This is a genomic window from Achromobacter pestifer, from assembly GCF_902859625.1.
GTDB classification, from domain to species: Bacteria; Pseudomonadota; Gammaproteobacteria; order Burkholderiales; family Burkholderiaceae_B; genus Achromobacter; species Achromobacter pestifer.
In genome coordinates, this window is record NZ_CADIJX010000004.1 from 394,776 (window position 1) to 416,686 (window position 21,911).

A 21,911-nucleotide genomic window follows, 5' to 3' on the forward strand; every position below is an offset into this window, starting at 1 on the left:
AGCACGATGAGCCGTTCTTTAAATGCGCTTTATGGCTGGCTGCTGTTGCTGCCAGCCATCGTGCTGCTCGCCGCATTTACGCATTACCCGGCGGTGGCGACGCTCTGGCACAGCTTTTTCTCCACGCCCAAGGGCGCGCGGCCCGCGCGCTTCGTGGGCCTGGATAACTACGCCGTCATGCTCGACGATCCGGTGTTCTGGCAGTCCTTGTGGAACAACCTGTGGTTCGCGCTGGGCACGATCCCCACGTCGATCGGCATCGCGCTGGTCATGGCGCTATGGGTGAACCGCAACCTGCGCGGCCGCGGCTTTTTGCGTCTGGCGTACTTCACGCCCACCGTGCTGCCAATGGTGGCGGTGGCCAACATCTGGCTATTCTTCTACACGCCGCAATATGGGCTGATCGCTCAGGTGATGGGCTGGTTCGGTTCACCTGGCCCCAACTGGCTGGGCAACCGCGATACGGCGTTGCCGGCGCTGATGCTGGTGACGGTGTGGAAGGAGTCGGGCTTCTTCATGATCTTCTACCTGGCCGCCTTGCAGACGGTGTCGCCGTCGCTGCGCGAAGCCGCCATGCTGGAAGGTGCGTCGCGTTGGCAGTACTTCCGGCGCGTGCTTTGGCCCCTGCTGATGCCCACCACGCTCTTCGTGCTGATCAATGCCTTGATCAATGCGTTCCGGCTGGTGGATCACGTGGTCGTCATGACACGCGGCGGGCCGGACAACGCCAGCACCTTGCTGCTGTATTACATCTACCAGGTGGGCTTCAGTTTCTGGGACACGGCTTATGCCGCCACGCTGACCGTTGTGCTGCTAGTGGTGCTGGCGCTGACGGCACTGATCAAATTCCGCTGGCTGGACCGCAGGACGCACTATCAATGAAAGACAAGCTCGATACCCTGGGCGCGTGGGCGCTTGGCCTGCTGTGGATCCTGCCGCTGGCCTATGCCTTGTGGGCGGCGTTCCATCCGCCGGCCTACGCAACGCGCTTTGACCTGTTCGCGCCGCTGACGCTGGATAACTTCGCGCGGGCCTGGCAGGCCGCGCCGTTCCCGCGCTACTTCCTGAACACGTTCCTGCTGGTCACGATGGTGCTGGCGGCCCAATTGGTGCTGTCGACGCTGGCCGGTTATGCGTTCGCGCGCTTCGAGTTCCGCGGCCGCGATTTCGTCTTCATGCTGGTGCTGCTGCAATTGATGATCATGCCGGACGTGCTGCTGGTGGAGAACTACCGGTCGATGAGCCAGCTGGGCATCCGCGACACGGTGTTCGCGATCGGCCTGCCGTATTTCGCATCGGCCTTCGGCATCTTCCTGTTGCGCCAGACCTTCAAGACGGTGCCGCGCGAACTAGAGGAAGCGGCACGCATGGAAGGCGCCAATGCCTTGCAGATCTTGTGGAAGGTCTATGTGCCCTTGGCCAAACCCATTTACGTGGCCTACGGCCTGGTGTCGGTCAGCCACCACTGGAACAATTTCCTGTGGCCGCTGATCATCACCAATTCGGTCGAGTCCCGGCCGCTGACGGTGGGCTTGCAGGTGTTCTCATCGACCGACCAAGGCATCGACTGGTCCGTCATCACGGCCGCCACGCTGATGTCCGCCGCGCCGCTGCTGATCGCGTTTCTGCTGTTCCAGCGCCAGTTCGTGCAGTCATTCATGCGGGCGGGGATCCGCTAGCCCGGCTAAGCGTGCCGTGGCCCTCAAGGAAAAGATCCCGCTAGCAGCGGGATCTTTTGTCTTGGGTGTGCGGCTTGCGTTCAATAGCCAACGGTCAAGCCTGGCAGATCCACCGTGATGCGCGGCCGTTCCAGCGCCAGCGCCAGGTTTTCAGCAAATTCGCGGGCTTCCTTCTCGTCGGTGGACAGGGTGTCGTACCCCAGGGCATCCGCCACGCCCAGCACCTTGTCCAGCAGCAACACTTTGCCGCTGGGCCGCAACGGTTCGCAGCCCAGGGTTTCCCAGGCACCGTCAAACCAGTCACGCGCCTGGCTCTGGCGTTGCGGGGATGTTTCCACGGTGGCGGTCAGGTCCAGCGAACGCCGGGTATCGAAAACAATCGTGATGTCGCTGCGCATAGGGAATTCCTTGAAAGGGCGTCAGCCGGGAAGGGTAGGCAAAAAACGCCAGGCAGATTGTCCATCCGGCGACATTGCCTACCAGCCGCGCGAGGCTTCCCAGGTAACTTCGACGTTCGCCGCCAGGGATTGCCGCAACATGTCCAGCAGCGGGAAGGCGCGTTCCTTCAGGCCTACGGTGCGCGCCATCGGGGCCCGGGGCACCGCGTCCTCGTCTTCGTCCTCATCTGGGCGTTCGGCGGCGGCGATCGCGTGTTCGATGCCGCTGATGGCGGGCGCCAGTTGTTCGACCGTGAAAACGCCGCGTTCCGGGATCTTGTCGACGATGGACTTGCCGGCTGCTTGCAGAATGGGACCGGCGTGGTCGGACAGCATCAGCACCTCGGCCACGACCTTGGAGTGAAAGGTAATCAGCATATGTCGGTCTCCCTCATTGAATACGTTACATACACTACCCCAACGCCAGAACGATGCCAACTGGCGGGCTGGCGAGTCCGCCAGGGGCAAGTCGACCCGGCCGCGCCGCGCGGGGCTAGATGTTTGATTTTATTGACAGTTCCATGGCCCTGATGACCGTTTCCTGGACGGTTTCCGTCCCCCCGTCCGCCGGTTCGGCCGCCAAATCAACTATCATTGAAGGGATTCCCGTGACATTGCCGGCCCGGACTCCGTCCGCCTGATCCCCGCTTTGGTCACTCACCCAGAACTTCTCCAGACGCCCATGCTCCCCGAGCAACAAAAACAGCTTATCTCCCTGATCCAGGCCGCCGTTGCGCAGAGCCTCCCCGACGCCCAGGCCAACGTGCTGCTGGAGCGCCCCAAGGTTGCCGCCCATGGCGACGTTGCCACCAACGTGGCCATGCAGCTGGCCAAGCCCGCCGGCCGCAATCCCCGAGAACTGGCCCAGGCCATCGTGGACGCCCTGCTGGCAGCGCCCGCCGCGCGCGATCTGGTCGAAAGCGCTGAAATCGCCGGTCCCGGCTTCATCAACCTGCGCGTCACCGCCGCCGCCCGCCAGGCCGTCATCGCCACCGTCGCCGAGCAAGGCGCAAGCTTTGGCCGTGCGCCGCGCACCGGCGACAAGATCCTGGTTGAATTCGTGTCGGCCAATCCCACAGGGCCGCTGCACGTGGGCCACGCCCGCCAGGCCGCGCTGGGCGACGCCCTGTGCCGCCTGTACGACGCCAGCGGCTGGGACGTGACCCGCGAGTACTACTACAACGACGCCGGCAACCAGATTGAAAACCTGGCCATCAGCGTGCAGGCCCGCGCCCGCGGCCTGACGACGGACTCCGCCGACTGGCCGGCTGACGGCTACAAGGGCGATTACATCGCCGATATCGCGCGTGACTTCCAGGACGGCAAGACCATCGAAGCCTCGGAAGGCGCCGGCGGCAGCGCCGCCGTCACCGCCACCGGCAACGTCGACAGCCTGGACGACATCCGCGTCTTCGCCGTGGCCTATCTGCGCCGCGAACAAGACCTGGACTTGCAAGCCTTTGGCCTGAAGTTCGACAACTACTACCTGGAAAGCTCGCTATACACGTCCGGCCGGGTCGAGGCCACGGTCAACGCGCTGATCGCCGGCGGCCATACCTATGAGGAAGGCGGCGCGCTGTGGCTGCGCACCACCGAACTGGGCACGGGCGACGACAAAGACCGCGTCATGCGGAAAAGCGAAGGCGGCTACACCTACTTCGTGCCCGACGTGGCCTATCACAAGGCCAAATGGGAGCGCGGCTTCCACCGCGCCGTGAACATCCAGGGCAGCGACCACCACGGCACCGTGGCTCGCGTGCGCGCCGGCCTGCAAGCGCTTGGCGAAGGCATCCCCAAGGACTACCCCTCCTACGTGCTGCACAAGATGGTCAAGGTGATGCGCGGCGGCGAAGAGGTCAAGATCTCGAAGCGCGCCGGCAGCTACGTGACCATGCGTGACTTGATCGACTGGGTGGGCCGCGATGCGGTGCGCTACTTCCTGATCCAGCGCCGCGCCGACACCGAATTCGTGTTCGACGTGGATCTGGCGCTGTCCAAGAGCGACGAGAATCCGGTCTATTACATCCAGTACGCCCACGCGCGCATCTGCACGATGATCAACAACGCGGCCATGCCGGCCGCCGACGTGGCCGCCGCCGACGCCTCGCTGCTGACCGCGCCGTCCGAATTCGCGCTGATGCAACGCCTGGCCGAATTCCCGCATGTGGTGGCCCTGGCCGCCCAGGACCTGTCGCCGCACCACATCGCCTTCTGGCTGCGTGACTGCGCGTCGGACTTCCATGCCTGGTACAGCGCCGAGCGCGTGCTGGTCGACGACGTGGCCCTGAAGCTGGCCCGCCTGCGCCTGGCCGCCACGACGCGCCAGGTGCTGGCCAATGGCCTGGAGCTCATGGGCGTGTCCGCCCCCGAGCGGATGTAACATCGGTTCATGGCAACCAAGCGCAAAACCACCCGCCGTTCCTCTGGCGAAAGCGGCAGCACCCTGTACGGGGCGCTCGCCGGCCTGCTTATCGGCCTGATCGTGGCCGCCGTCGTGGCCTTCTACGTCACCAAGGCACCCGTGCCCTTCGTGGACCGGGCCAGCCGACAGGGCGACACGGGCAAGCTGCCTGATCCCCGCCAGGCGCCGGACCCGAACGCGGGCCTGTACGGACGCGACGGCGCGGCGGGTGCACCGCCCACCGGCCCGACCGCTACCGCGCCAGCACCGCTTCCCGGCGCCGGCACGGCCACGGGCGGCACGACCAAGCCCGACGAAACGCCGTCCAAGCTGGACGACCTGGGTGCGCTGATCGCCACGCTTCCGTCCACCGCCAAGCCGCAGGCCAGCGCTCCCGCGCCCGCCGTGGCGTCGGTCAACCCGGCGCCCACGCCCATCTCGAAGGCCACGCCGTCCCCGTCCCCCAAAGCCGCCACCGCCACGGCATCGGCGGCAACGGGCACGTACTACCTGCAAGCCGGCGCGTTCCGTGGCGAAACCGACGCGGAATCACTGAAGGCCCGCATCATCCTGCTGGGTTTGCCAGTGGCCGTGCAGAAGGCCGAAGTCAACGGCAAGGCAATCAACCGGGTCAGAGTGGGCCCGTTCGCACGCCTGGACGACATGAACCGCGCCCGAGGCAGACTGGGCGAAAACAAGATTGAAACCGCCGTGGTGCGCCAATAAGGCGCTTCGGCGGCTGTTTTGCATTGAACTTATCCGGCCCCGGGCCTGTCTGTAACTTTTTCCCCAGGAACCTCTCATCCATGTTGTCCACCAAGCTTATTCGCATCATGGCCGCGGCCGCCCTGACCGCCACGGCGTTCTTCAGCCCGATGAGCCACGCTCAAGGCACGCCGGCCTATGTGTCGATCAACCCGCCGCTGCCGTCGGATACCCCGGGCAAAGTGGAAGTGTTGGAGTTCTTCGCCTACACCTGCCCGCATTGCGCCGCCATGGAACCCATGGTTGAGGATTGGGTCAAGACCGCCCCGTCGGACGTCGTGCTCAAGCAAGTGCCGATCGCCTTCAACGCCGGCATGAAGCCGCTGCAACAGGTGTACTACACGTTCCTGGCCCTGGATCGCCAGGACCTGCACGCCAAGTTCTTCACCGCCATCCACGGTGAGCACAAGCGCCTGTTCGACAAGAAGGCCATGGGCGATTGGGCCGCCTCGCAAGGCGTTGACCGCGCCAAGTTCGATTCGGTGTTCGATTCGTTCAGCGTGCAGACCCAAGTGCAGCGTGCCAACCAGCTGGCCGAGGCCTATCGCATCGACGGCACGCCGTCGTTTGCCGTGGGCGGCAAGTTCATGACCTCGCCGGTCATGGCGGGCAACAGCTACGAAGGCGCCCTGAAGGAAGTCAACCAGTTGATCCCGATGGCACGCAACAAGTAATCCGCGTCCGCGATTCACTGCAAAACGCCCCGGTCATCGCGCGACCGGGGCGTTTTCTTTTTTGGAGAAGATGTTTCAGCAGTGTCCCGCCCCCAAGTGGCGGCGCTACACTTTCGCCACAAAAATTCGCCGCAACGACGGCACTACATGGGTGGAAGACAAATGAAACAGCAATTCCTGCGCAGCCGCGCGGCATTGAGCGTGGGCCTGTGCCTGGCGTTCAGCGCCCTTGCCACGCACGCCAGTACGGCCGACGGCGTGAAGATCGGTGTATTGACCGACATGGCGGGCGTGACCGCCGACGCCACCGGCAAGGGGTCGGTGGAAGCCGCCCGTCTGGCCATCGAGGAAATGGGCGGTTCCGTCCTGGGCAAGCCCATCTCACTGGTGTCAGGCGACCACCAGCATCGCCCCGATATCGGCAGCGGCATGGTCCGCAAGTGGTACGACACCGATGGCGTGGACGTCGTGGTGGACGTGCCCAACTCATCCGTCGCGCTCGCGGTCCAGGGCATTGCGCGCGAAAAGAAAAAACTGGTGCTGTTCTCAAGTCCCGGCACCACCGCGCTGTCGCAGGCGCAATGCTCGCCTTATGGCGTGCAGTGGACTTACACGACCTATGCGCTGTCGCGCGGCACGGCGACGGCAGTCGTCAACGAAGGCAACAAGCGCTGGTTCATCCTGGCCTCCGACTATGCCTTCGGCAAGCAATTGGCCGCGGATACCGAAACCGTCGTGCGCGCCAATGGCGGTGAGGTGGTGGGCACCGTGTTCCACCCGCTGAACGCATCGGATTTTGCGTCCTTCCTGCTTCAGGCGCAGGGTTCCAAGGCGCAGATCATCGCCATCGCGAATGCCGGCGGCGACACCATTTCGGCTATCAAGCAGGCCGCGGAATTCGGCATCGGCGGCACACAGCAATTGGCGGCCATGCTGCTGTTGATCACGGACGTGCACAGCCTGGGCCTGCAAGCGGCGCAAAAAACCTATCTGACCGTGCCGTCGTATTGGGACATGAATGACGGCACGCGCGCCTTCACCAAGAAATTCGAGGCGCGCGTCGGCCGTCCGCCCACCTTCCTGCAAGCCGGTGTCTACAGTTCGGTGCGCCACTACCTTCAGGCAGTGAAGGCCGCGGGCACGGTGGATTCCGACGCCGTGATGGCGAAGATGAAATCGTTGCCCATCGACGACCCCTTCAGCCTGAACGCGCATATCCGCGAAGACGGCCTGGTGGTGCGCGACATGATGCTGGCGCAGGTGAAGACGCCCGCGCAGTCCAAGGCGCCCTGGGACTACTACAACATCGTGCGCAACATTCCCGGCGACACACTCGCCTGGCCCTTGTCGGAAAGCCAATGCCCGCTGGTCAAGCGATGAAGCCCGCCGGGTCTGCGTCCGATTCCGCGGCAAGTTCGGGGCCCGTCACGCTGGCGGACTTCGGCAGCTTCTACGCGGGCGGCAAGCCCGTGCGCATCAGCGGCATGCCCCAGCGCGACATCGCCTTCACGCAAACCGCGTCGCTGGCCTATGACCCCAACGGTCTGTACCACGTTGAACAGGCCTATGTGCAGTACTTCATCCCGGCCCGGCTGGCCCATCCGCTGCCCGTCGTGCTGTTGCACGGCGGCGGCATGACGGGTGCGATGTGGGAACAGACGCCAGACGGCCGGACGGGCTGGATGCAGCATTTCCTGCGCCAGGGGCATGCCGTGTATGTGGTGGACAACGTGGAACGGGGCCGCGCCGGCTGGACGCCATTCCCGCAAGTCTGGCCCGAGGCGCCCATCATTCGCAATGCGGAGGAAAGCTGGTCATTGTTCCGCTTTGGCCGCGCCCAGGATGTCGAGGCGCGGCGTGCCTTTCCTGGGCAGCGCTTTCCGGTCGACGCCTTTGACGACTTCATTCGGCATGCCGTGCCACGTTGGCTGGGCAACAACGACGCGGCGTTGCGCGGCTTCTGCGCCGTGCTGGACCGCGTGGGCCCTTGCCTGGTGATGGCGCACAGCCATGGCGGCGAGGTGGCCTACCGAGCCCTGCACGCGCGGCCAGACCTGGTGCGCGGCGTGATCGGCATCGAGCCATCGGGGTTCTCGGCCGACGTCATCACCGCCGCCGTGGCGGACAAGCCGTTTCTGTTTGTCTATGGCGACTATCTGGATGCCACGCCGCTGTGGCAGCGCCTGTGCGTGGCCGGACAGGACTATGCCGACACGCTGGCGCGTCACGGCGCGCGGGTGGACGTGTGGCGGCTGGCGGAGCAGGGCATCGTGGGCAACTCCCACATGCCGATGATGGACAACAACAGCGACGAGATCGCCGCGCGCATCGGGGCCTGGATTCGCCGCGTGGCGGTGTGACGCTGCCGCATCGCGTGAAGGGCGCGATGCGGCGCGGTCACGGTGTCACTCGCGTACGGCCGCCGCTTGTTCCAGCGCCTGCGTCAGATCGGCGATGATGTCTTCCGGTGATTCCAGACCGATGTGAAGGCGAACCACCGCGTTATCGCCTTCGCCCCAGTAGCGATGCTTGGACAGATCCTTGGGCGACACAAGCTGTACCAGGCTTTCGTACCCGCCCCAGGAAAAGCCGATGCCAAACAGCGTCAGCGCATCCACGAACGCGCGCGCCGCGGCGGGAGACAGCCGCAGTTCCACGGACAGCATGCCGTTGGAGCCGGTGCAATCACGCTGCCACAGCGCATGGCCCGGGTCAGCCGGCCAGGCCGGGTGGAAGAGACGCACGGTCTCGGGGCGGTCCTTGAAGAATTCGCAGACCTGCAAGGCGTGGCGCGCGTGCTGCGCCATGCGGATCGGCATGGTGCGCACGCCGCGCAACGCCAGCCAGGCGTCGTCGGCGCTGATGGAATAGCCCATCGCGTACTGCGTGCGGTTCAACTTCTTGGCGATCGCTTCGTCGTTGGTGACCACTGCGCCCAGCATCAGGTCGGAATGGCCGCCCACGTACTTGGTGCCCGCGATGACCGAGACTTGCGCCCCCAGCGTCAACGGACGGTAGATGTAGCCCGACCCCCAGGTGTTGTCTGTGGCCAGCACCAGCCCATGGTTCTTGGCGAATGCGGCCATGGCGCCCATGTCCAGCATTTCAAACAGCAGCGAACCGGGCGACTCCACATACAGCAGCTTCGTGTTCGGCTGCACCAACGCTTCCAGGTCTTCATCAGCCGAGAAATACGTGATGTCGATGTTCATGCGCTTGAGCACGGCATCGTCCAGTTCACGCATCGGACCATATACGCAGTCGGAGATCAGCGCGTGGTCGCCCGCTGAGCACAAAGCCATCATGACCATCGTCATGGCCGACAGGCCCGACGATGCCAGATAGCAATGCGTGCCGCCTTCCAGCTGCGTGAACACTTCCTCCAGCGCGGCGTGGGTATCCATGCCCATGCGGCCGTAGGTGGTGGCGCGGCCGCCGGCCGCCTTGGTGCGTTGCGCCAGTTCCAGCGCGGCCAGGTTCTCGAAGCGAACCGTGCTGGCGCGCATGGGCGGCAGCGGCACCGGCGCGGTGCCGGTTTCGGGATGGAACGGGGCGGTGCCCGCGTGCTGCAAAACCGTATCGATGTGTTTGGTGGTCATCTTCAGGGGGAGTGCTTAAGAATGAACAAGGCCGGAACCAGGGCGGCGAACAAGGTGAACCATATCAGGCGCGGAGCCGCCTGTCCCTAGTCCGTGACCCACGCCACGCTTTCCGGCAGGTCGGCGCGGCGCGTGCGATAGCTGTTGGCCGGATGCGCCGCGTCGGCAAAGCCGAAGGAAATGCCGCAGACAATGCGGCGGTCAGCGCCGATGCCCAGCACGTCACGCAGCACCTCGGGATACATGGCCAGCGATGCTTGCGCCACGGTGGCAACGCCGTTGGCCTGGGCCGCCAGCAGGAAGTTCGCGACATAGCCGCCGCAATCCATTGCCCCGTACTCGCCCAAGGCTTCGTCGGTGGTGATGATGGCCACGTGCGGCGCATCGAACAACTGGAAGTTACGCATTTCCTGGCGGCGGTAGGCCTCGCGGTCGCCGCGCGCCACGCCCACGGCGCCGTATAGCTGGAAGCCGGATTCGCGGCGACGCGCCAGATACTCGTTGCGGTATTCGCGGGGGAAGGGGAAGTCGGGCGTGAACCCAGGCTGCTCGGCGCGAGCCTGAAGCGCCGCGCTCAGGCGTTGCGTACCCGCGCCTTCGGTGATCGCCACCTGCCAGGGCTGGCAGTTGCACCAGGACGCCGTGCGCTGCGCGAGCGTCAGGATGCGTTCGATCGTGGCGCGGGGCACGGCTTCGGGCAAGAAGGCGCGGCAGCTATGGCGAGCCCGCAGCCAGGCGTCCAGCGGGGCGTCGGGGCCCGCATCGTTGTCATCGCGGGCTAACGGGTCTTGCGCGGCGTTTGCGGCCATGGCGTGTCTCTCTCCTGGGGTCGGCACGAACGGCCGGGTGGATTTTGCCCTTATGATGCCATTCTCCGGCTGACCGGAGCCCCGTCCCAGGCGAGATCCCATGTTCCCCATTGACACCCTGATCACATTTTTCGGCATTTCCGTCGCGCTGGCCCTGACGCCCGGGCCAGACAATCTGTTCGTGCTGATGCAATCGGCCATCTGGGGACGCAAGGCGGGGATGCTGGTGGTGCTGGGACTCTGCACCGGCCTGCTGGCCCACACGGCGGCTGTGGCGCTGGGCCTGGCTGCCGTGTTCGCCGCATCGCCCATGGCGTTCACGGTGCTGAAACTGGCCGGCGCCGCCTACCTGACCTATCTGGCGTGGCAGATCCTGCGCGCGCCGGTGGAATCGGAAACCGGCAAGCGTCCCGACCGGTTGAAACCCGCCGCGCTGTACCGTCGCGGCATCGTGATGAATCTGACCAATCCGAAGGTGCTGCTGTTCTTCTTCGCCTTCCTGCCTCAGTTCACGTCGCCGACGCAGGGACCGGTCGCGCTACAGATCATGCAGCTGGGCGCGGTCTTCATGGTGACGACGCTGCTGGTGTTCGGCGCCATCGCCTTCTTTTCGGGCGCGTTCGGCGAATTGCTGCAACGCTCGGTGACGGCCAAGCGCTGGCTGAATCGCATCGCCGCCTTGGTATTCGTGGGGCTGGCGCTGCGGCTGGCCACGACCAGCCGCTGATCATCAGACCGCCGTGAAGCGCACGATGCCGTCGGCGCCCGTGGCGCGCTTGAGCTTGCCTTCAAAATAAAGCGCGTGCAGATGCGCCAGCGCCTCGCCCATGGCGAAGGTCAGCTGGTGCAGATCCAGCTTGCGCTTGAACAGCACGGGCACGATGTCGGAAGTCGATTGCGGCTGCACGGCGCAGGCTTCCAGCACTTCTGCCAGGCGGTCGCGGTGATGCTCGTGCTGTTGCGCGATGCGCTCGTGCAGGCCCGTGAACGGCCGTCCGTGCGACGGCAGCACCAAGGTGTCATCCGGCAGGCCGTCATAGCCGTCCAGCGACCGCAGATACAGCGGCAGGGGGTTGGCGTCAGGCTCGTAATCGAACACGCTGACGTTGGTGGAAATGCGCGGCAACACCATGTCGCCCGATATCAGTACGTTCAGGCCAGGCGAATGCAGCGACGCATGTTCCGGCGCATGGCCGTAGCCCACGATCACGCGCCAATCACGGCCGCCGATGCGGACCTGATCGCCATGCATGATGCGCGTGTAGCGCGCGGGCACCGCCGGCACCAGGTTCGGAAAGTAGTTGGCGCGTTGGCGGATCTGTTCTTGCGCGTCCGGGTCGGTCAAGCCGTGGCGCGCGAAGTGTTCCACCGCCGCCTGGCCGCCCGGGCCGCCACCGGCCTCGTTGCGGCGCGATGACCACAGCGATGCGACCATGAAATCCGTCATCGTCATCCACAGCCGCGCGTCCCAGCGTTCACACAGCCAGTGCGCCAGGCCGATGTGGTCGGGATGCATGTGCGTGACCAGCACGCGCAGCACCGGCAGGCCTTCCAGTTCATTCTTGAAGACCTCTTCCCACAGCGACTTGACCTCGTCGCGCGAGATCCCACAGTCCACGATGGTCCAGCCGTCGCGGCCGTCTATGTTGTCGCGCAGCAGCCATAGGTTGATATGATCCAGCGCGAACGGAAGCGGCATCCGGATCCATTTGACGCCTTCCGTCACCACGTGCGCATGGCCCGCTTCGGGCTGGAAGTCCGCCCAGGGATACTGCAATTTCTGTTCGTTGGGGTTCATTGCCTCTCTCTCCACGCTTGACGTTCACGTCAAGTCATCATAATTTACGTTTACGTAAACTGCCACACGTCGCATGCCCTCGTCAACCTGGACCATCTCTGAACTCTCCCGCGAGTTCGACGTCACGCCCCGCACGATCCGCTTCTACGAAGACCAGGGGATCGTCAGCCCGGCGCGCGAGGGGCGTAACCGCATCTTTGGTCCGCGCGACCGCACGCGCCTGAAACTGGCCTTGCGCGGCAAGCGGCTGGGATTGCAGTTGTCCGAAATCCTGACCTTGATCGATATGTACGATGGTCCGGGGGACACCGAGGTTCAGTTGCGTCAGTACTTGAGCGTACTGGAACAGCACCGCGCCACGCTGGAGCAACAGCGCCGCGACATCGAAGACACCCTGCAAGAGATTGCCGAGCAGGAACGCGAATGCCGCGTGCTGCTGGCGCAAAAGCCGTAAGGGCCGAGCATGGGCGCCCTGCAAACCGTTGCGCTGTTCGTCCTGACGGCGCTGGCCGAGATCATCGGCTGCTACCTGCCTTACCTGTGGCTGCGCAAAGGCCATTCCATCTGGCTGCTGGCGCCCGCCGCGGCGAGCCTGGCGCTGTTCGCCTGGCTGCTGACCTTGCACCCCACCGCCTCGGGCCGCGTCTATGCCGCATACGGCGGCGTATACATCGCCATGGCCCTGCTGTGGTTATGGGCAGTGGACGGCGTGCGCCCCAGCCCCAGCGACTGGCTGGGCGTGGGTCTGTGCCTGGCCGGCATGCTGGTGATCATGCTTGGACCAAGAAGCACGTAGGATGGGTGTAGCGCGAGAGAGCGTGGCCAGGAACACGGCTGCGGATCGCGCGCAACCCATCATGCAGCCATTGCGTTGTGGCTAAGAGTGTTTGGGAATCACCGTTGCTTGATGGGTTGCGCGCGTTTGGGGCCGGTGTTCTTGTTTACGGTTTCTCGCGCTACACCCATCCTACGGACCAGCGCCTGACCAGCGCCGGACCAGTCCCGAGCCAGTCCCGGACCAACCCCGAGCTAGCCCCAGACCAGCCCCGAGCCGGCCCGAACCAGCCCGAATCAGCCCCCCCGGCCAGCCGCTGCTCCGATCATTCGGCCTTGATGTTGCCTTCCTTGATCAATCGGCCGTTGTTCGTGAACTCGGCTTGCACCTGCTTGGCGAATGCCTCGCCTGATGCGGTGCCTGGTTGCAGGTACGACTTGGCCAGCAGGTCTTGGAATTCGGCGCTGGCGACGGCCTTGGCCAATGCCGCCTGCAACGGTTGCGACACCGACACCGGCAAGTTGGCGGGCGCGAATACGCCGAAGTTGGAGTAGTACTGCGCCTGCGGCATTTTCAGTTCCGCCATCGTCGGTACATCCGGCCACGCGGCCAGGCGTTGCGGCGCCATCACGGCCAGCGGCTTCAACGCGCCATTGGCCACGTGCGGCAGCACCACGTCGCTATTGACCACCAGCAATTCCACCACGCCACCCAGGCCGTCGGTCAGCGCTTGGCTATTGCCACGGTAGGGCACGTGCAGCATCTTGGTGCCGGTTTGCGCAGTCACTGCGGCCATGCCGATGTGGGCCACGGTGCCCTGGCCCGGCGTGCCGTAACGCACGCCTTCGGGATGCGCCTTGGCGTACTCCACCAGACCTGCGAAATCCTTCACCGGCAGCGCCTTGGTCGCGACGATGGCGACCGGCGCCACGGCCACGCTGGCCACCGGCGTCAGGTCCTTCATCGGGTCGTAATTGGTCTTGGCCAGATGCGGGAAAATCGTCAGCGGACTGGTGGATGCCAGCAACAGCGTGGTGCCGTCAGGCTGCGCGCGCGCAACGAAGTCCGTGCCGACCGACGCGCCTGCGCCCGGCTTGTTTTCCACGATGACGGTGACGTTGGCTTCCTTGCGCAGCACGTCGCCCAGGCGGCGCCCGATCGCGTCGGCGCTGCCGCCCGCGGTGTAAGGCACGACCAGGGTAACGGGCTTGGCGGGCGGCCAGCTTTGGGCCATCGCGCCGCTTGCCATGATTGCCAGGGCCGCCCCCGCGACCTTGATCAGCAATGTCTTCTTTTTCATATCGTCCTAGTGATGTTGCGTAGCACTGCGTTGGGTAAAGCGTGAAACGTGAAACACATCAAGCGGGCAGGGCGATCAGGCCGCCAGATAGCGCTGCGCCAGGCGGACCCAGTACGACGCGCCCGCCGGAATCAAAGCATCATTGAAGTCATAGCTGGCGTTGTGCAGCATGCAGGGGCCAAGACCATGGCCGGCCATGCGATGTTCGCCATCGCCGTTGCCCAGGAACACATAGCAGCCCGGCTTTTCCTGCAACAGGAAAGCGAAGTCTTCCGAGGCCATCGCGGGCTCAATCGTCAACGCGCGGTCCTCGCCCACCACGTCGCGCATGACATCCATGCAGAACTCGGTCTCGGCCACCGTGTTGACCAGCGCCGGGTAGCGGCGTTCAAAGAACACATCGGCCTCGCAGCCGTGCGCGGCGGCGATGTTGCCGGCAATCTCGTTCATGCGGCGTTCGATCAGGTCCACCACTTCGGTGCGGTAGGCGCGCACCGAGCCGCCCAGCCAGGCGGTGTTCGGGATGACGTTGATGACGCTGCCGCCTGCCTGCACCTGCGTGATCGACAGCACGGCGGCGTCCAACGGACGCTTGCTCCGGGTCAGAATGGTTTGCAGCGACTGGCCGATGGCAAACAGCGCCGGCACCGGATCGTTGCAATCCTGCGGCGCGGCGGCATGGCCGCCCTTGCCGCGAACGGTGATCTTGAAGCCGTTCGCCGCCGCCATCATCGGGCCGGCGCAAACGCCAAACGACCCCGCCGGCAGTCCGGGCCAATTGTGCATGCCGAACACGGCCTCGCAGGGGAAGCGTGTGAACAATCCGTCCTGGATCATTGCCCGGCCGCCCGCGCCGCCTTCCTCGGCGGGCTGGAAGCACAAGTAGACCGTACCGTCGAACCCACCCGCGGTTTGCAGGTGCCGGGCCGCCGCCAGCAACATGGCGGTATGGCCGTCATGGCCACAGCCGTGCATCTTGCCGTCATGGCGCGAGCGGTGCTCAAACTGGTTCTCTTCCTGCATGGGCAGCGCATCCATATCGGCGCGCAGCATGATGGCGCGGTCGGACGTGCCCTGCTTGATGACGCCGACCACCCCGGTCTTGGCAATGCCCGTATGCGTCTCGATGCCCCACTCGCGCAGCGTATCCGCCACCACCTTTGCCGTCCGGTGCTCTTCGTAGCAGAGCTCGGGGTGCATATGAATATCGCGCCGCAGCGCCACAATTTCGTCCAGATTCGATAGTTCGAGCACGGCAAACTCCAAGGCGCCAAGGCGGGAAAACAGGGATCGGCTGGAATATTACTCATCGTTACTCCCTGGGAAGGGCGCATTTCCCTAGGGATAACCCGACTCCAATTTACGTTTACGTAAACGTAATATTTGCGGTGCATCATTGCGCAGCAAGGCGTGATCGGCGCATGATGAGCCACACGGTGGCGGCACGGCGCAGGTAACAGGCGCTCATAAGAATGTAAGTACCCACTATCACGGAGACATCGATGAATCTTCCCGGCCTGAACTTCGACCTGGGCGAAGACCTGGACATGCTGCGCGACGCCGTGCGTAATTTCGCGCAGGCCGAGATCGCGCCCCGCGCGGCGGAAGTCGATCGCAGCGACCAGTTCCCCATGGACCTCTGGCGCAAATTTGGCGAACTCGGCGTGCTGGGCATGACGGCCGACGAGGAATATGGCGGCGCCAACATGGGCTATCTGGCTCATATGGTGGTGATGGAAGAAATCTCGCGCGCCAGCGCCTCGGTGGGCCTGTCCTACGGCGCGCACTCCAACCTGTGCGTGAACCAGATCAACCGCAACGGCACGGCGGCCCAGAAGGCCAAGTACCTGCCCAAGCTGATTTCGGGCGAACACGTGGGCGCCCTGGCCATGAGCGAACCGGGTGCCGGTTCGGACGTGGTCAGCATGAAGCTGCGCGCCGACAAGAAGGGCGACCGCTATGTGCTGAACGGCACCAAGATGTGGATCACCAACGGCCCCGACGCCGACACCCTGGTCGTCTACGCCAAGACCGACCCCGAAGCGCACCAGCGCGGCATCACCGCCTTCCTGGTGGAAAAGGGCTTCAAAGGCTTTTCCGTGGCGCAGAAGCTGGACAAGCTGGGCATGCGTGGCAGCCACACGGGCGAGCTCGTGTTCCAGGACTGCGAGATTCCCGAGGAAAACGTGCTGGGCCAGGTCAACGGCGGGGTCAAGGTATTGATGAGCGGCCTGGACTACGAACGCGCCGTGCTGTCAGGCGGCCCGCTGGGCATCATGCAGGCCGTGATGGACGTGGTGGTGCCCTACATCCACGACCGCAAGCAATTCGGCCAGGCCATCGGTGAGTTCCAGTTGATCCAAGGCAAGGTCGCCGACCTGTACACCACGCTGCAAGCCAGCCGCGCCTTCTGCTACCAGGTGGGCAAGAACCTGGACAAGCTGGGCACCGACCACGTGCGCCAGGTCCGCAAGGACTGCGCTGCCCTGATCCTGTACACGGCCGAGAAAGCCACCTGGATGGCGGGCGAAGGCGTGCAGATCCTGGGCGGCAACGGCTACATCAACGAGTATCCCGTGGGCCGTCTGTGGCGCGACGCCAAGCTGTATGAGATCGGTGCCGGCACCAGCGAAATCCGCCGCATGCTGATCGGACGCGAACTGTTCAACGAAACCGCCTGATCCGCCGCCCGAGCCCGCCATGATCCGCATGTCCGATGTCCAGCATATCGAGCAGGCCCCCGCTCCGGGGCCTTCGCCGCTGGACGTCGCGCGGCGGATCCTGGCGGGCTTCGATCGCCACTACGCGCTGTTCCGCTACAGCGCACAACGCGCCAAGGCCTTGTTTGAATCCGGTGACTGGCATGGCATCCAGCACTTGTCGCGCGAACGCATTGAGTACTACGACATGCGGGTGCGCGAATGCGCCACCCAACTTGAAGGCGTGCTGCGCGGCAAGCCGGAAGGTGCGCTGGGTGCCAACGGTGTTGGAAATGGGGCCAGCAACGGGGCCAGCGCAGCGGCCCTGACCGACGCCCAGACCGCCTACTGGCAACAGATCAAACAGGAATTCGTGGGCTTGCTGGGTGCGCATCGCCAGCCAGAATGCGCCGAAACGTTCTTCAATTCGGTGTCTTGCCGGCTGCTGCACCGCGACTATTTCCACAACGATTTCCTGTTCGTCCGGCCTGCGGTCGCCACGGATTACCTGGATAGCAGCACGCCGTCGTACCGGGTGTATTACCCGGCCACCGATGGGTTGGAAAAAAGCCTGATCCGCATGGTGGCGGACTTCGGCCTGGCGTTGCCATTCGAAGACCTGCCGCGCGACACCCGCATGGTGGCGCGCGCCGCGGTCGCGCAGTTGCGCACCCTGTTGCCGCGCCATGTGGGCCGCCGTATCGCCAGCGACTGCCAGATCCATGCGCTGGGCTCGCTGTTCTTTCGCAACAAGGGCGCCTACATCGTTGGCCGCCTGATCAACCAGACCACCGTCTACCCGTTTGCCGTGGCGCTGACGCGCAACCCAGCCGGGCAGGTGACGCTGGACGCGCTGCTGCTGGGCGCCGACGACCTGAGCACGCTGTTCAGCTTCACGCGCGCCTATTTCCTGGTCGACATGGAGGCCCCGGCGGCGGTCGTGAACTTCCTGGCGACGCTGCTGCCGCGCAAGCCCAAGGCCGAGCTCTACACGATGATCGGCCTGCAAAAGCAGGGCAAGACGCTGTTCTACCGCGACTTCCTGCATCACCTGGTGCATTCGCGCGACGCCTTCGACATCGCCCCAGGCATCAAGGGCATGGTGATGTGCGTGTTCACCCTGCCGTCCTATCCCTATGTGTTCAAGCTGATCAAGGACACGATCGACAAAGACGGCATGGACCACGCGACCGTGCGCCGCAAGTATCAGATGGTGAAGCTGCACGACCGCGTGGGCCGCATGGCCGACACCTGGGAATACTCGCAGGTGGCGCTGCCGCGCAGCCGCTTCGCCCCGGCGCTGCTGGACGAATTGCGCCGCCTGGTGCCCAGCCTGATCGAAGAAACCGGGGACACCGTTGTCATCCGCCATGTCTACATCGAACGGCGGATGACGCCGCTGAACATCTATCTGCGCCAGGCATCCGACGCGCTGCTGGAACCCGCCGTGCGCGAATACGGCGACGCGATCCGGCAGCTGGCGGCCGCCAATATCTTCCCCGGCGACATGCTTTACAAGAACTTCGGCGTGACGCGGCTGGGCCGGGTCGTCTTTTATGACTACGACGAAATCCAGCGCATGACCGAGATGAATTTCCGGCGTATTCCACCCGCACCGAACGAAGAGGCGGAAATGGCCTCGGAACCCTGGTACGCCATTGGGCCGAACGACGTATTCCCCGAAGAATTCGGCCGCTTCCTGCTAGGCGACGCGCGCGTGCGCGGCGCCTTCATGCGACACCACGCCGATCTGCTGGATCCGGAATGGTGGCAGGCCTGCCGCGCCCATGTGGCGCAGGGCCGAATTGAAGAATTTTTCCCTTACGATACGGACAGACGCCTGCGACCGGCACGCCCCCTGGGCGACCGCGCAGTTCCGACAGCCAGGCGCAGTCCCGATCCCCACAGGAGCTAGTCATGTCAGATCCCATTGTTATCGTTTCCATCGCTCGCACGCCCATGGGTGGCATGCTGGGCAGCCTGTCCGGCCTGGCCGCGCACGAGCTGGGCGCGGTGGCCATCAAGGCCGCCATCGAACGCGCCGGCATCAAGCCCGAGCAGGTCGATGAAGTCATCATGGGCAACGTGCTGCAAGCCGGCCAAGGCCAGGCGCCCGCACGCCAGGCGGCGCTTGGCGCCGGCCTGCCGCTGGGCGTGGCTTGCACCACCGTCCACAAGGTATGCGGTTCCGGCCTGAAGGCCGCCATGTTCGGTCATGACCTGCTGGCGGCAGGCAGTGCCGAAGTCGTCGTTGCCGGCGGCCAGGAAAGCATGAGCAACGCGCCGTACCTGCTGCTCAAGGCACGCCAGGGCTACCGCTTCGGCCACAACACCGTGTATGACCACATGGCGCTGGACGGCCTGGAAGATGCCTACGACAAGGGCAAGGCCATGGGCGTGTTCGCCGAGGATTGCGCCGCCAAGTATTCCTTCACCCGCGAACAGCAGGACGCCTTCTCGCTGGAGTCGCTGCGCCGCGCCCGCGCCGCTTCGGAAGACGGCAGCTTCAAATGGGAAATCGCTCCCGTGACCGTGGCCGGCCGCAAGGGCGACACCGTGATCGACACGGACGAAGCCCCCACCAAGGCCATGCCGGAGAAAATCCCGACGCTCAAGCCCGCTTTCAAGAAGGACGGCACCATCACCGCCGCGAACTCGTCGTCGATCTCTGACGGCGCCGCTGCCATGGTGCTGATGCGCGCGTCCACCGCCGAGAAGCTCGGCGTGAAGCCGCTGGCCCGCATCGTGGCGCACAGCCAGCACTCGCAAGAGCCGGGCTGGTTCACCACGGCCCCCGTGGGCGCGTTGAAGAACCTGTTCGCCAAGACCGGCTGGAAGGCCGAGGACGTGGACCTGTACGAAATCAACGAAGCCTTCGCCGTGGTCACCATGGCCGCCATGACCGACTTCAAGCTGCCGCATGACAAGGTCAACATCAACGGCGGCGCCACCGCCCTGGGCCACCCGATCGGCGCCTCTGGCGCACGCCTGATGGCCACGCTGGTCGGCGCCCTGCGCAAGACCGGCGGCAAGCGCGGCGTGGCCACGCTGTGCATCGGCGGCGGCGAAGCCGTCGCGATGGCGATCGAGATGGTCTAACGCAAGACGACGGCGGCGCGGAACGAAAACGCCTGCGCCGCCGTAGGATGGGTGAAGCGCGAGAAACAACCCAAAAGCAAGCCGCATCACAACGCGCGCAACCCATCAAACAGCCCCAAATTCCTTACCGATTTCAGCCACAACAAAACGACCGTTCGATGGGTTGCGCGCGCTGGCCGGCAGCAGTCTTGCCCAGTGCTTTCGCGCTCCACTCATCCTACGCGCCTTCAAATTCCAATTAAGCAGGACGGGTGGTACCCCATGCCCATCATCGAATCCCGCATCAATCCGCGGTCGCAGGACTACACCGACAATGCTGGCGCCATGCAGGCGCAGCTGGATGACCTGAATCAGAAACTGGCGCAGACCGCGCTGGGTGGTAGCGAAGCCGCACGTGCCAAGCACGTGGCGCGTGGCAAATTGCTGCCGCGCGACCGGGTGGAAAACCTGATCGATCCGGGTACCCCGTTCCTGGAACTGTCGCCGATGGCGGCGCACGATATGTACGACGGCGACGCGCCGGGCGCGGGCGTGATCACCGGCATCGGCCGCGTGTCGGGCACGGAATGCGTCATCGTCTGCAACGACGCCACGGTCAAGGGCGGCACGTACTACCCGATGACGGTGAAGAAGCACCTGCGCGCGCAAGAGATCGCGGCGCAGAACCATCTGCCCTGCGTCTACCTGGTGGATTCAGGCGGCGCCAACCTGCCGCAGCAAGACGAAGTGTTCCCCGACCGCGAACACTTCGGCCGCATCTTCTACAACCAGGCGCAGATGTCCGCGCAGGGCATTTCGCAAATCGCCGTGGTGATGGGTTCGTGCACCGCCGGCGGCGCCTATGTGCCCGCCATGAGCGATGAATCCATCATCGTGAAGAACCAGGGGACCATCTTCCTGGGCGGCCCGCCGCTGGTGAAGGCGGCGACTGGCGAAGAAGTCAGCGCCGAAGACCTGGGCGGCGGCGACGTGCACACGCGCCTGTCCGGCGTGGTGGATCACCTGGCTGCCAACGACATGCATGCGCTGCAACTGGCCCGCAATGCCGTCGCGCGCCTGAACCGCAAGAAGCCCGCGCCGCTGGCCACCATCCCCGTGCGCGAACCGCGCTACGACCCCAGCGAATTGAACGGCATCATCCCCGCCGACACGCGCAAGCCCTATGACGTGCGCGAAGTCATCGCGCGCATCGTGGACGGCTCCGAATTCGATGAATTCAAGGCGCGCTTCGGCCCCACGCTGGTGACCGGCTTCGCTCACATCCAGGGCATGCCGGTGGGCATCGTGGCCAATAACGGCATCCTGTTCTCGGAGTCGGCGCAGAAGGGCGCGCACTTCATTGAACTGTGCGCACAGCGCAAGATTCCGCTGGTGTTCCTGCAAAACATCACCGGTTTCATGGTGGGCCGCAAATACGAGAACGAAGGCATCGCGCGCCACGGCGCGAAGATGGTGACGGCGGTGGCCACCGCTGCCGTGCCGAAATTCACGGTGCTGATCGGCGGCTCGTTTGGCGCCGGCAACTACGGCATGTGCGGCCGCGCCTATTCGCCGCGCATGCTGTTCATGTGGCCCAATGCGCGCATCTCGGTGATGGGCGGCGAACAGGCGGCTAGCGTCCTGGCCACCGTCAAGCGCGACGGCATCGAAGCGCGCGGCGGCAAATGGTCGGCGGACGAGGAAGCCGCGTTCAAGGCCCCCATCCGCGAACAGTACGAACACGAAGGGCATCCGTACTACGCCACCGCGCGGCTGTGGGACGACGGCATCATCGCGCCCGCGGACACGCGCCGCGTACTGGGCCTGGCCTTGTCGGCCGCGTTGAATGCGCCGATCGAAGACACCAAGTTCGGCGTCTTCAGAATGTAGGGGCACG

The 21,911-nt window shown here is 64.8% G+C and carries 21 protein-coding genes; 14 read left to right on the forward strand and 7 right to left on the reverse strand.

Annotation, left to right across the window (positions count from 1 at the left end):
- Positions 1-6 precede the first annotated feature (6 nt).
- Positions 7-882 carry a carbohydrate ABC transporter permease gene (locus tag HV753_RS17600; RefSeq protein ID WP_175175799.1) on the forward strand — a complete coding sequence of 292 codons (876 nt, stop codon included), beginning with the start codon at positions 7-9 and terminating at the stop codon, positions 880-882.
- The gene (locus HV753_RS17605) at positions 879-1,679 is read left to right on the forward strand and encodes a carbohydrate ABC transporter permease (RefSeq protein ID WP_175175800.1); all 801 of its coding nucleotides are present in this window, start codon (positions 879-881) and stop codon (positions 1,677-1,679) included. Before HV753_RS17600 ends, HV753_RS17605 begins: the two co-directional genes overlap by 4 nt.
- An 80-nt stretch (positions 1,680-1,759) precedes the next feature.
- On the opposite strand, the gene HV753_RS17610 is transcribed toward HV753_RS17605, so the two are convergent.
- Entirely contained in the window at positions 1,760-2,077 is a 318-nt protein-coding gene (locus HV753_RS17610) for a hypothetical protein (protein ID WP_175175802.1), read from the reverse strand.
- Positions 2,078-2,155: 78 nt separating this feature from the next.
- Positions 2,156-2,494 (reverse strand): DUF1840 domain-containing protein, encoded by a 339-nt coding sequence (locus tag HV753_RS17615; protein WP_175175803.1) that lies wholly within the window; start codon positions 2,492-2,494, stop codon positions 2,156-2,158.
- A gap of 304 nt (positions 2,495-2,798) precedes the next feature.
- Here HV753_RS17615 and argS point away from each other — a divergent pair, with 304 nt between their 5' ends.
- From argS to HV753_RS17640, 5 genes are all read left to right on the forward strand, one after another.
- Positions 2,799-4,496 carry an arginine--tRNA ligase gene (gene argS, locus HV753_RS17620; protein WP_175175805.1) on the forward strand — a complete coding sequence of 566 codons (1,698 nt, stop codon included), beginning with the start codon at positions 2,799-2,801 and terminating at the stop codon, positions 4,494-4,496.
- Positions 4,497-4,505: 9 nt separating this feature from the next.
- Positions 4,506-5,243 carry an SPOR domain-containing protein gene (locus HV753_RS17625; protein WP_175175806.1) on the forward strand — a complete coding sequence of 246 codons (738 nt, stop codon included), beginning with the start codon at positions 4,506-4,508 and terminating at the stop codon, positions 5,241-5,243.
- 80 nt (positions 5,244-5,323) lie between these two features.
- Positions 5,324-5,956, forward strand: a complete 633-nt coding sequence (locus tag HV753_RS17630) for a thiol:disulfide interchange protein DsbA/DsbL (protein ID WP_175175808.1) — start codon at positions 5,324-5,326, stop codon at positions 5,954-5,956.
- A gap of 162 nt (positions 5,957-6,118) precedes the next feature.
- Positions 6,119-7,336: an ABC transporter substrate-binding protein gene (locus HV753_RS17635; protein ID WP_175175810.1), complete on the forward strand. Its 1,218-nt coding sequence runs from the start codon at positions 6,119-6,121 to the stop codon at positions 7,334-7,336.
- Complete coding sequence (locus HV753_RS17640; RefSeq protein ID WP_246288306.1) at positions 7,315-8,316, forward strand: alpha/beta hydrolase; 1,002 nt, start codon at positions 7,315-7,317, stop codon at positions 8,314-8,316. Before HV753_RS17635 ends, HV753_RS17640 begins: the two co-directional genes overlap by 22 nt.
- A 45-nt stretch (positions 8,317-8,361) precedes the next feature.
- Here the strand turns inward: HV753_RS17640 and metC are convergent, their stop codons facing one another.
- Together metC and HV753_RS17650 are read right to left on the reverse strand one after the other, a co-directional pair.
- Positions 8,362-9,555, reverse strand: a complete 1,194-nt coding sequence (metC, locus tag HV753_RS17645; protein WP_175175812.1) for a cystathionine beta-lyase — start codon at positions 9,553-9,555, stop codon at positions 8,362-8,364.
- Positions 9,556-9,641: 86 nt separating this feature from the next.
- Positions 9,642-10,364, reverse strand: a complete 723-nt coding sequence (locus HV753_RS17650) for a nitroreductase (protein ID WP_175175813.1) — start codon at positions 10,362-10,364, stop codon at positions 9,642-9,644.
- Positions 10,365-10,464: 100 nt separating this feature from the next.
- On the opposite strand from HV753_RS17650, the gene HV753_RS17655 reads away from it, so the two are divergent.
- Entirely contained in the window at positions 10,465-11,091 is a 627-nt protein-coding gene (locus tag HV753_RS17655; protein ID WP_175175815.1) for a LysE family translocator, read from the forward strand.
- Positions 11,092-11,094: 3 nt separating this feature from the next.
- On the opposite strand, the gene HV753_RS17660 is transcribed toward HV753_RS17655, so the two are convergent.
- The gene (locus HV753_RS17660) at positions 11,095-12,162 is read right to left on the reverse strand and encodes an MBL fold metallo-hydrolase (protein WP_175175817.1); all 1,068 of its coding nucleotides are present in this window, start codon (positions 12,160-12,162) and stop codon (positions 11,095-11,097) included.
- Between the two features lie 73 nt (positions 12,163-12,235).
- Here HV753_RS17660 and HV753_RS17665 point away from each other — a divergent pair, with 73 nt between their 5' ends.
- The gene (locus HV753_RS17665; RefSeq protein WP_175175818.1) at positions 12,236-12,616 is read left to right on the forward strand and encodes a MerR family transcriptional regulator; all 381 of its coding nucleotides are present in this window, start codon (positions 12,236-12,238) and stop codon (positions 12,614-12,616) included.
- Positions 12,617-12,625: 9 nt separating this feature from the next.
- Entirely contained in the window at positions 12,626-12,958 is a 333-nt protein-coding gene (locus HV753_RS17670) for a YnfA family protein (RefSeq protein ID WP_175175820.1), read from the forward strand.
- Positions 12,959-13,262: 304 nt separating this feature from the next.
- On the opposite strand, the gene HV753_RS17675 is transcribed toward HV753_RS17670, so the two are convergent.
- Both HV753_RS17675 and HV753_RS17680 read right to left on the reverse strand, forming a co-directional pair.
- Entirely contained in the window at positions 13,263-14,237 is a 975-nt protein-coding gene (locus tag HV753_RS17675; RefSeq protein WP_175175821.1) for a Bug family tripartite tricarboxylate transporter substrate binding protein, read from the reverse strand.
- 75 nt (positions 14,238-14,312) lie between these two features.
- Positions 14,313-15,491, reverse strand: a complete 1,179-nt coding sequence (locus HV753_RS17680; RefSeq protein WP_175175823.1) for a M20 aminoacylase family protein — start codon at positions 15,489-15,491, stop codon at positions 14,313-14,315.
- 248 nt (positions 15,492-15,739) lie between these two features.
- On the opposite strand from HV753_RS17680, the gene HV753_RS17685 reads away from it, so the two are divergent.
- The 4 genes from HV753_RS17685 to HV753_RS17700 all read left to right on the forward strand — a co-directional run bounded on the left by HV753_RS17685 (position 15,740) and on the right by HV753_RS17700 (position 21,904).
- Entirely contained in the window at positions 15,740-16,918 is a 1,179-nt protein-coding gene (locus HV753_RS17685; RefSeq protein WP_175175825.1) for an isovaleryl-CoA dehydrogenase, read from the forward strand.
- Positions 16,919-16,937: 19 nt separating this feature from the next.
- Positions 16,938-18,851, forward strand: a complete 1,914-nt coding sequence (gene aceK, locus HV753_RS17690) for a bifunctional isocitrate dehydrogenase kinase/phosphatase (protein ID WP_175175826.1) — start codon at positions 16,938-16,940, stop codon at positions 18,849-18,851.
- A gap of 2 nt (positions 18,852-18,853) precedes the next feature.
- On the forward strand, positions 18,854-20,035 hold the full coding sequence (locus HV753_RS17695) for an acetyl-CoA C-acetyltransferase (protein ID WP_175175828.1): 1,182 nt from the start codon (positions 18,854-18,856) through the stop codon (positions 20,033-20,035).
- A 261-nt stretch (positions 20,036-20,296) separates the two neighbouring features.
- Positions 20,297-21,904 carry a carboxyl transferase domain-containing protein gene (locus tag HV753_RS17700; RefSeq protein ID WP_175175829.1) on the forward strand — a complete coding sequence of 536 codons (1,608 nt, stop codon included), beginning with the start codon at positions 20,297-20,299 and terminating at the stop codon, positions 21,902-21,904.
- Positions 21,905-21,911 lie beyond the last annotated feature (7 nt).

What these genes read in the sequence shown, in the direction of transcription:
- HV753_RS17600 (WP_175175799.1), top strand. Translation starts at nt 7, where the DNA reads ATGAGCCGTTCTTTAAATGCGCTTTATGGCTGGCTGCTGTTGCTGCCA.
- HV753_RS17605 (WP_175175800.1), top strand. Translation starts at nt 879, where the DNA reads ATGAAAGACAAGCTCGATACCCTGGGCGCGTGGGCGCTTGGCCTGCTG.
- HV753_RS17675 (WP_175175821.1), bottom strand. Translation starts at nt 14,237, where the DNA reads ATGAAAAAGAAGACATTGCTGATCAAGGTCGCGGGGGCGGCCCTGGCA.
- aceK (WP_175175826.1), top strand. Translation starts at nt 16,938, where the DNA reads ATGATCCGCATGTCCGATGTCCAGCATATCGAGCAGGCCCCCGCTCCG.
- HV753_RS17695 (WP_175175828.1), top strand. Translation starts at nt 18,854, where the DNA reads ATGTCAGATCCCATTGTTATCGTTTCCATCGCTCGCACGCCCATGGGT.
- HV753_RS17655 (WP_175175815.1), top strand. Translation starts at nt 10,465, where the DNA reads ATGTTCCCCATTGACACCCTGATCACATTTTTCGGCATTTCCGTCGCG.
- HV753_RS17670 (WP_175175820.1), top strand. Translation starts at nt 12,626, where the DNA reads ATGGGCGCCCTGCAAACCGTTGCGCTGTTCGTCCTGACGGCGCTGGCC.
- argS (WP_175175805.1), top strand. Translation starts at nt 2,799, where the DNA reads ATGCTCCCCGAGCAACAAAAACAGCTTATCTCCCTGATCCAGGCCGCC.
- HV753_RS17615 (WP_175175803.1), bottom strand. Translation starts at nt 2,494, where the DNA reads ATGCTGATTACCTTTCACTCCAAGGTCGTGGCCGAGGTGCTGATGCTG.
- HV753_RS17625 (WP_175175806.1), top strand. Translation starts at nt 4,506, where the DNA reads ATGGCAACCAAGCGCAAAACCACCCGCCGTTCCTCTGGCGAAAGCGGC.
- HV753_RS17700 (WP_175175829.1), top strand. Translation starts at nt 20,297, where the DNA reads ATGCCCATCATCGAATCCCGCATCAATCCGCGGTCGCAGGACTACACC.
- HV753_RS17665 (WP_175175818.1), top strand. Translation starts at nt 12,236, where the DNA reads ATGCCCTCGTCAACCTGGACCATCTCTGAACTCTCCCGCGAGTTCGAC.
- HV753_RS17650 (WP_175175813.1), bottom strand. Translation starts at nt 10,364, where the DNA reads ATGGCCGCAAACGCCGCGCAAGACCCGTTAGCCCGCGATGACAACGAT.
- HV753_RS17635 (WP_175175810.1), top strand. Translation starts at nt 6,119, where the DNA reads ATGAAACAGCAATTCCTGCGCAGCCGCGCGGCATTGAGCGTGGGCCTG.
- metC (WP_175175812.1), bottom strand. Translation starts at nt 9,555, where the DNA reads ATGACCACCAAACACATCGATACGGTTTTGCAGCACGCGGGCACCGCC.
- HV753_RS17685 (WP_175175825.1), top strand. Translation starts at nt 15,740, where the DNA reads ATGAATCTTCCCGGCCTGAACTTCGACCTGGGCGAAGACCTGGACATG.
- HV753_RS17660 (WP_175175817.1), bottom strand. Translation starts at nt 12,162, where the DNA reads ATGAACCCCAACGAACAGAAATTGCAGTATCCCTGGGCGGACTTCCAG.
- HV753_RS17640 (WP_246288306.1), top strand. Translation starts at nt 7,315, where the DNA reads ATGCCCGCTGGTCAAGCGATGAAGCCCGCCGGGTCTGCGTCCGATTCC.
- HV753_RS17610 (WP_175175802.1), bottom strand. Translation starts at nt 2,077, where the DNA reads ATGCGCAGCGACATCACGATTGTTTTCGATACCCGGCGTTCGCTGGAC.
- HV753_RS17630 (WP_175175808.1), top strand. Translation starts at nt 5,324, where the DNA reads ATGTTGTCCACCAAGCTTATTCGCATCATGGCCGCGGCCGCCCTGACC.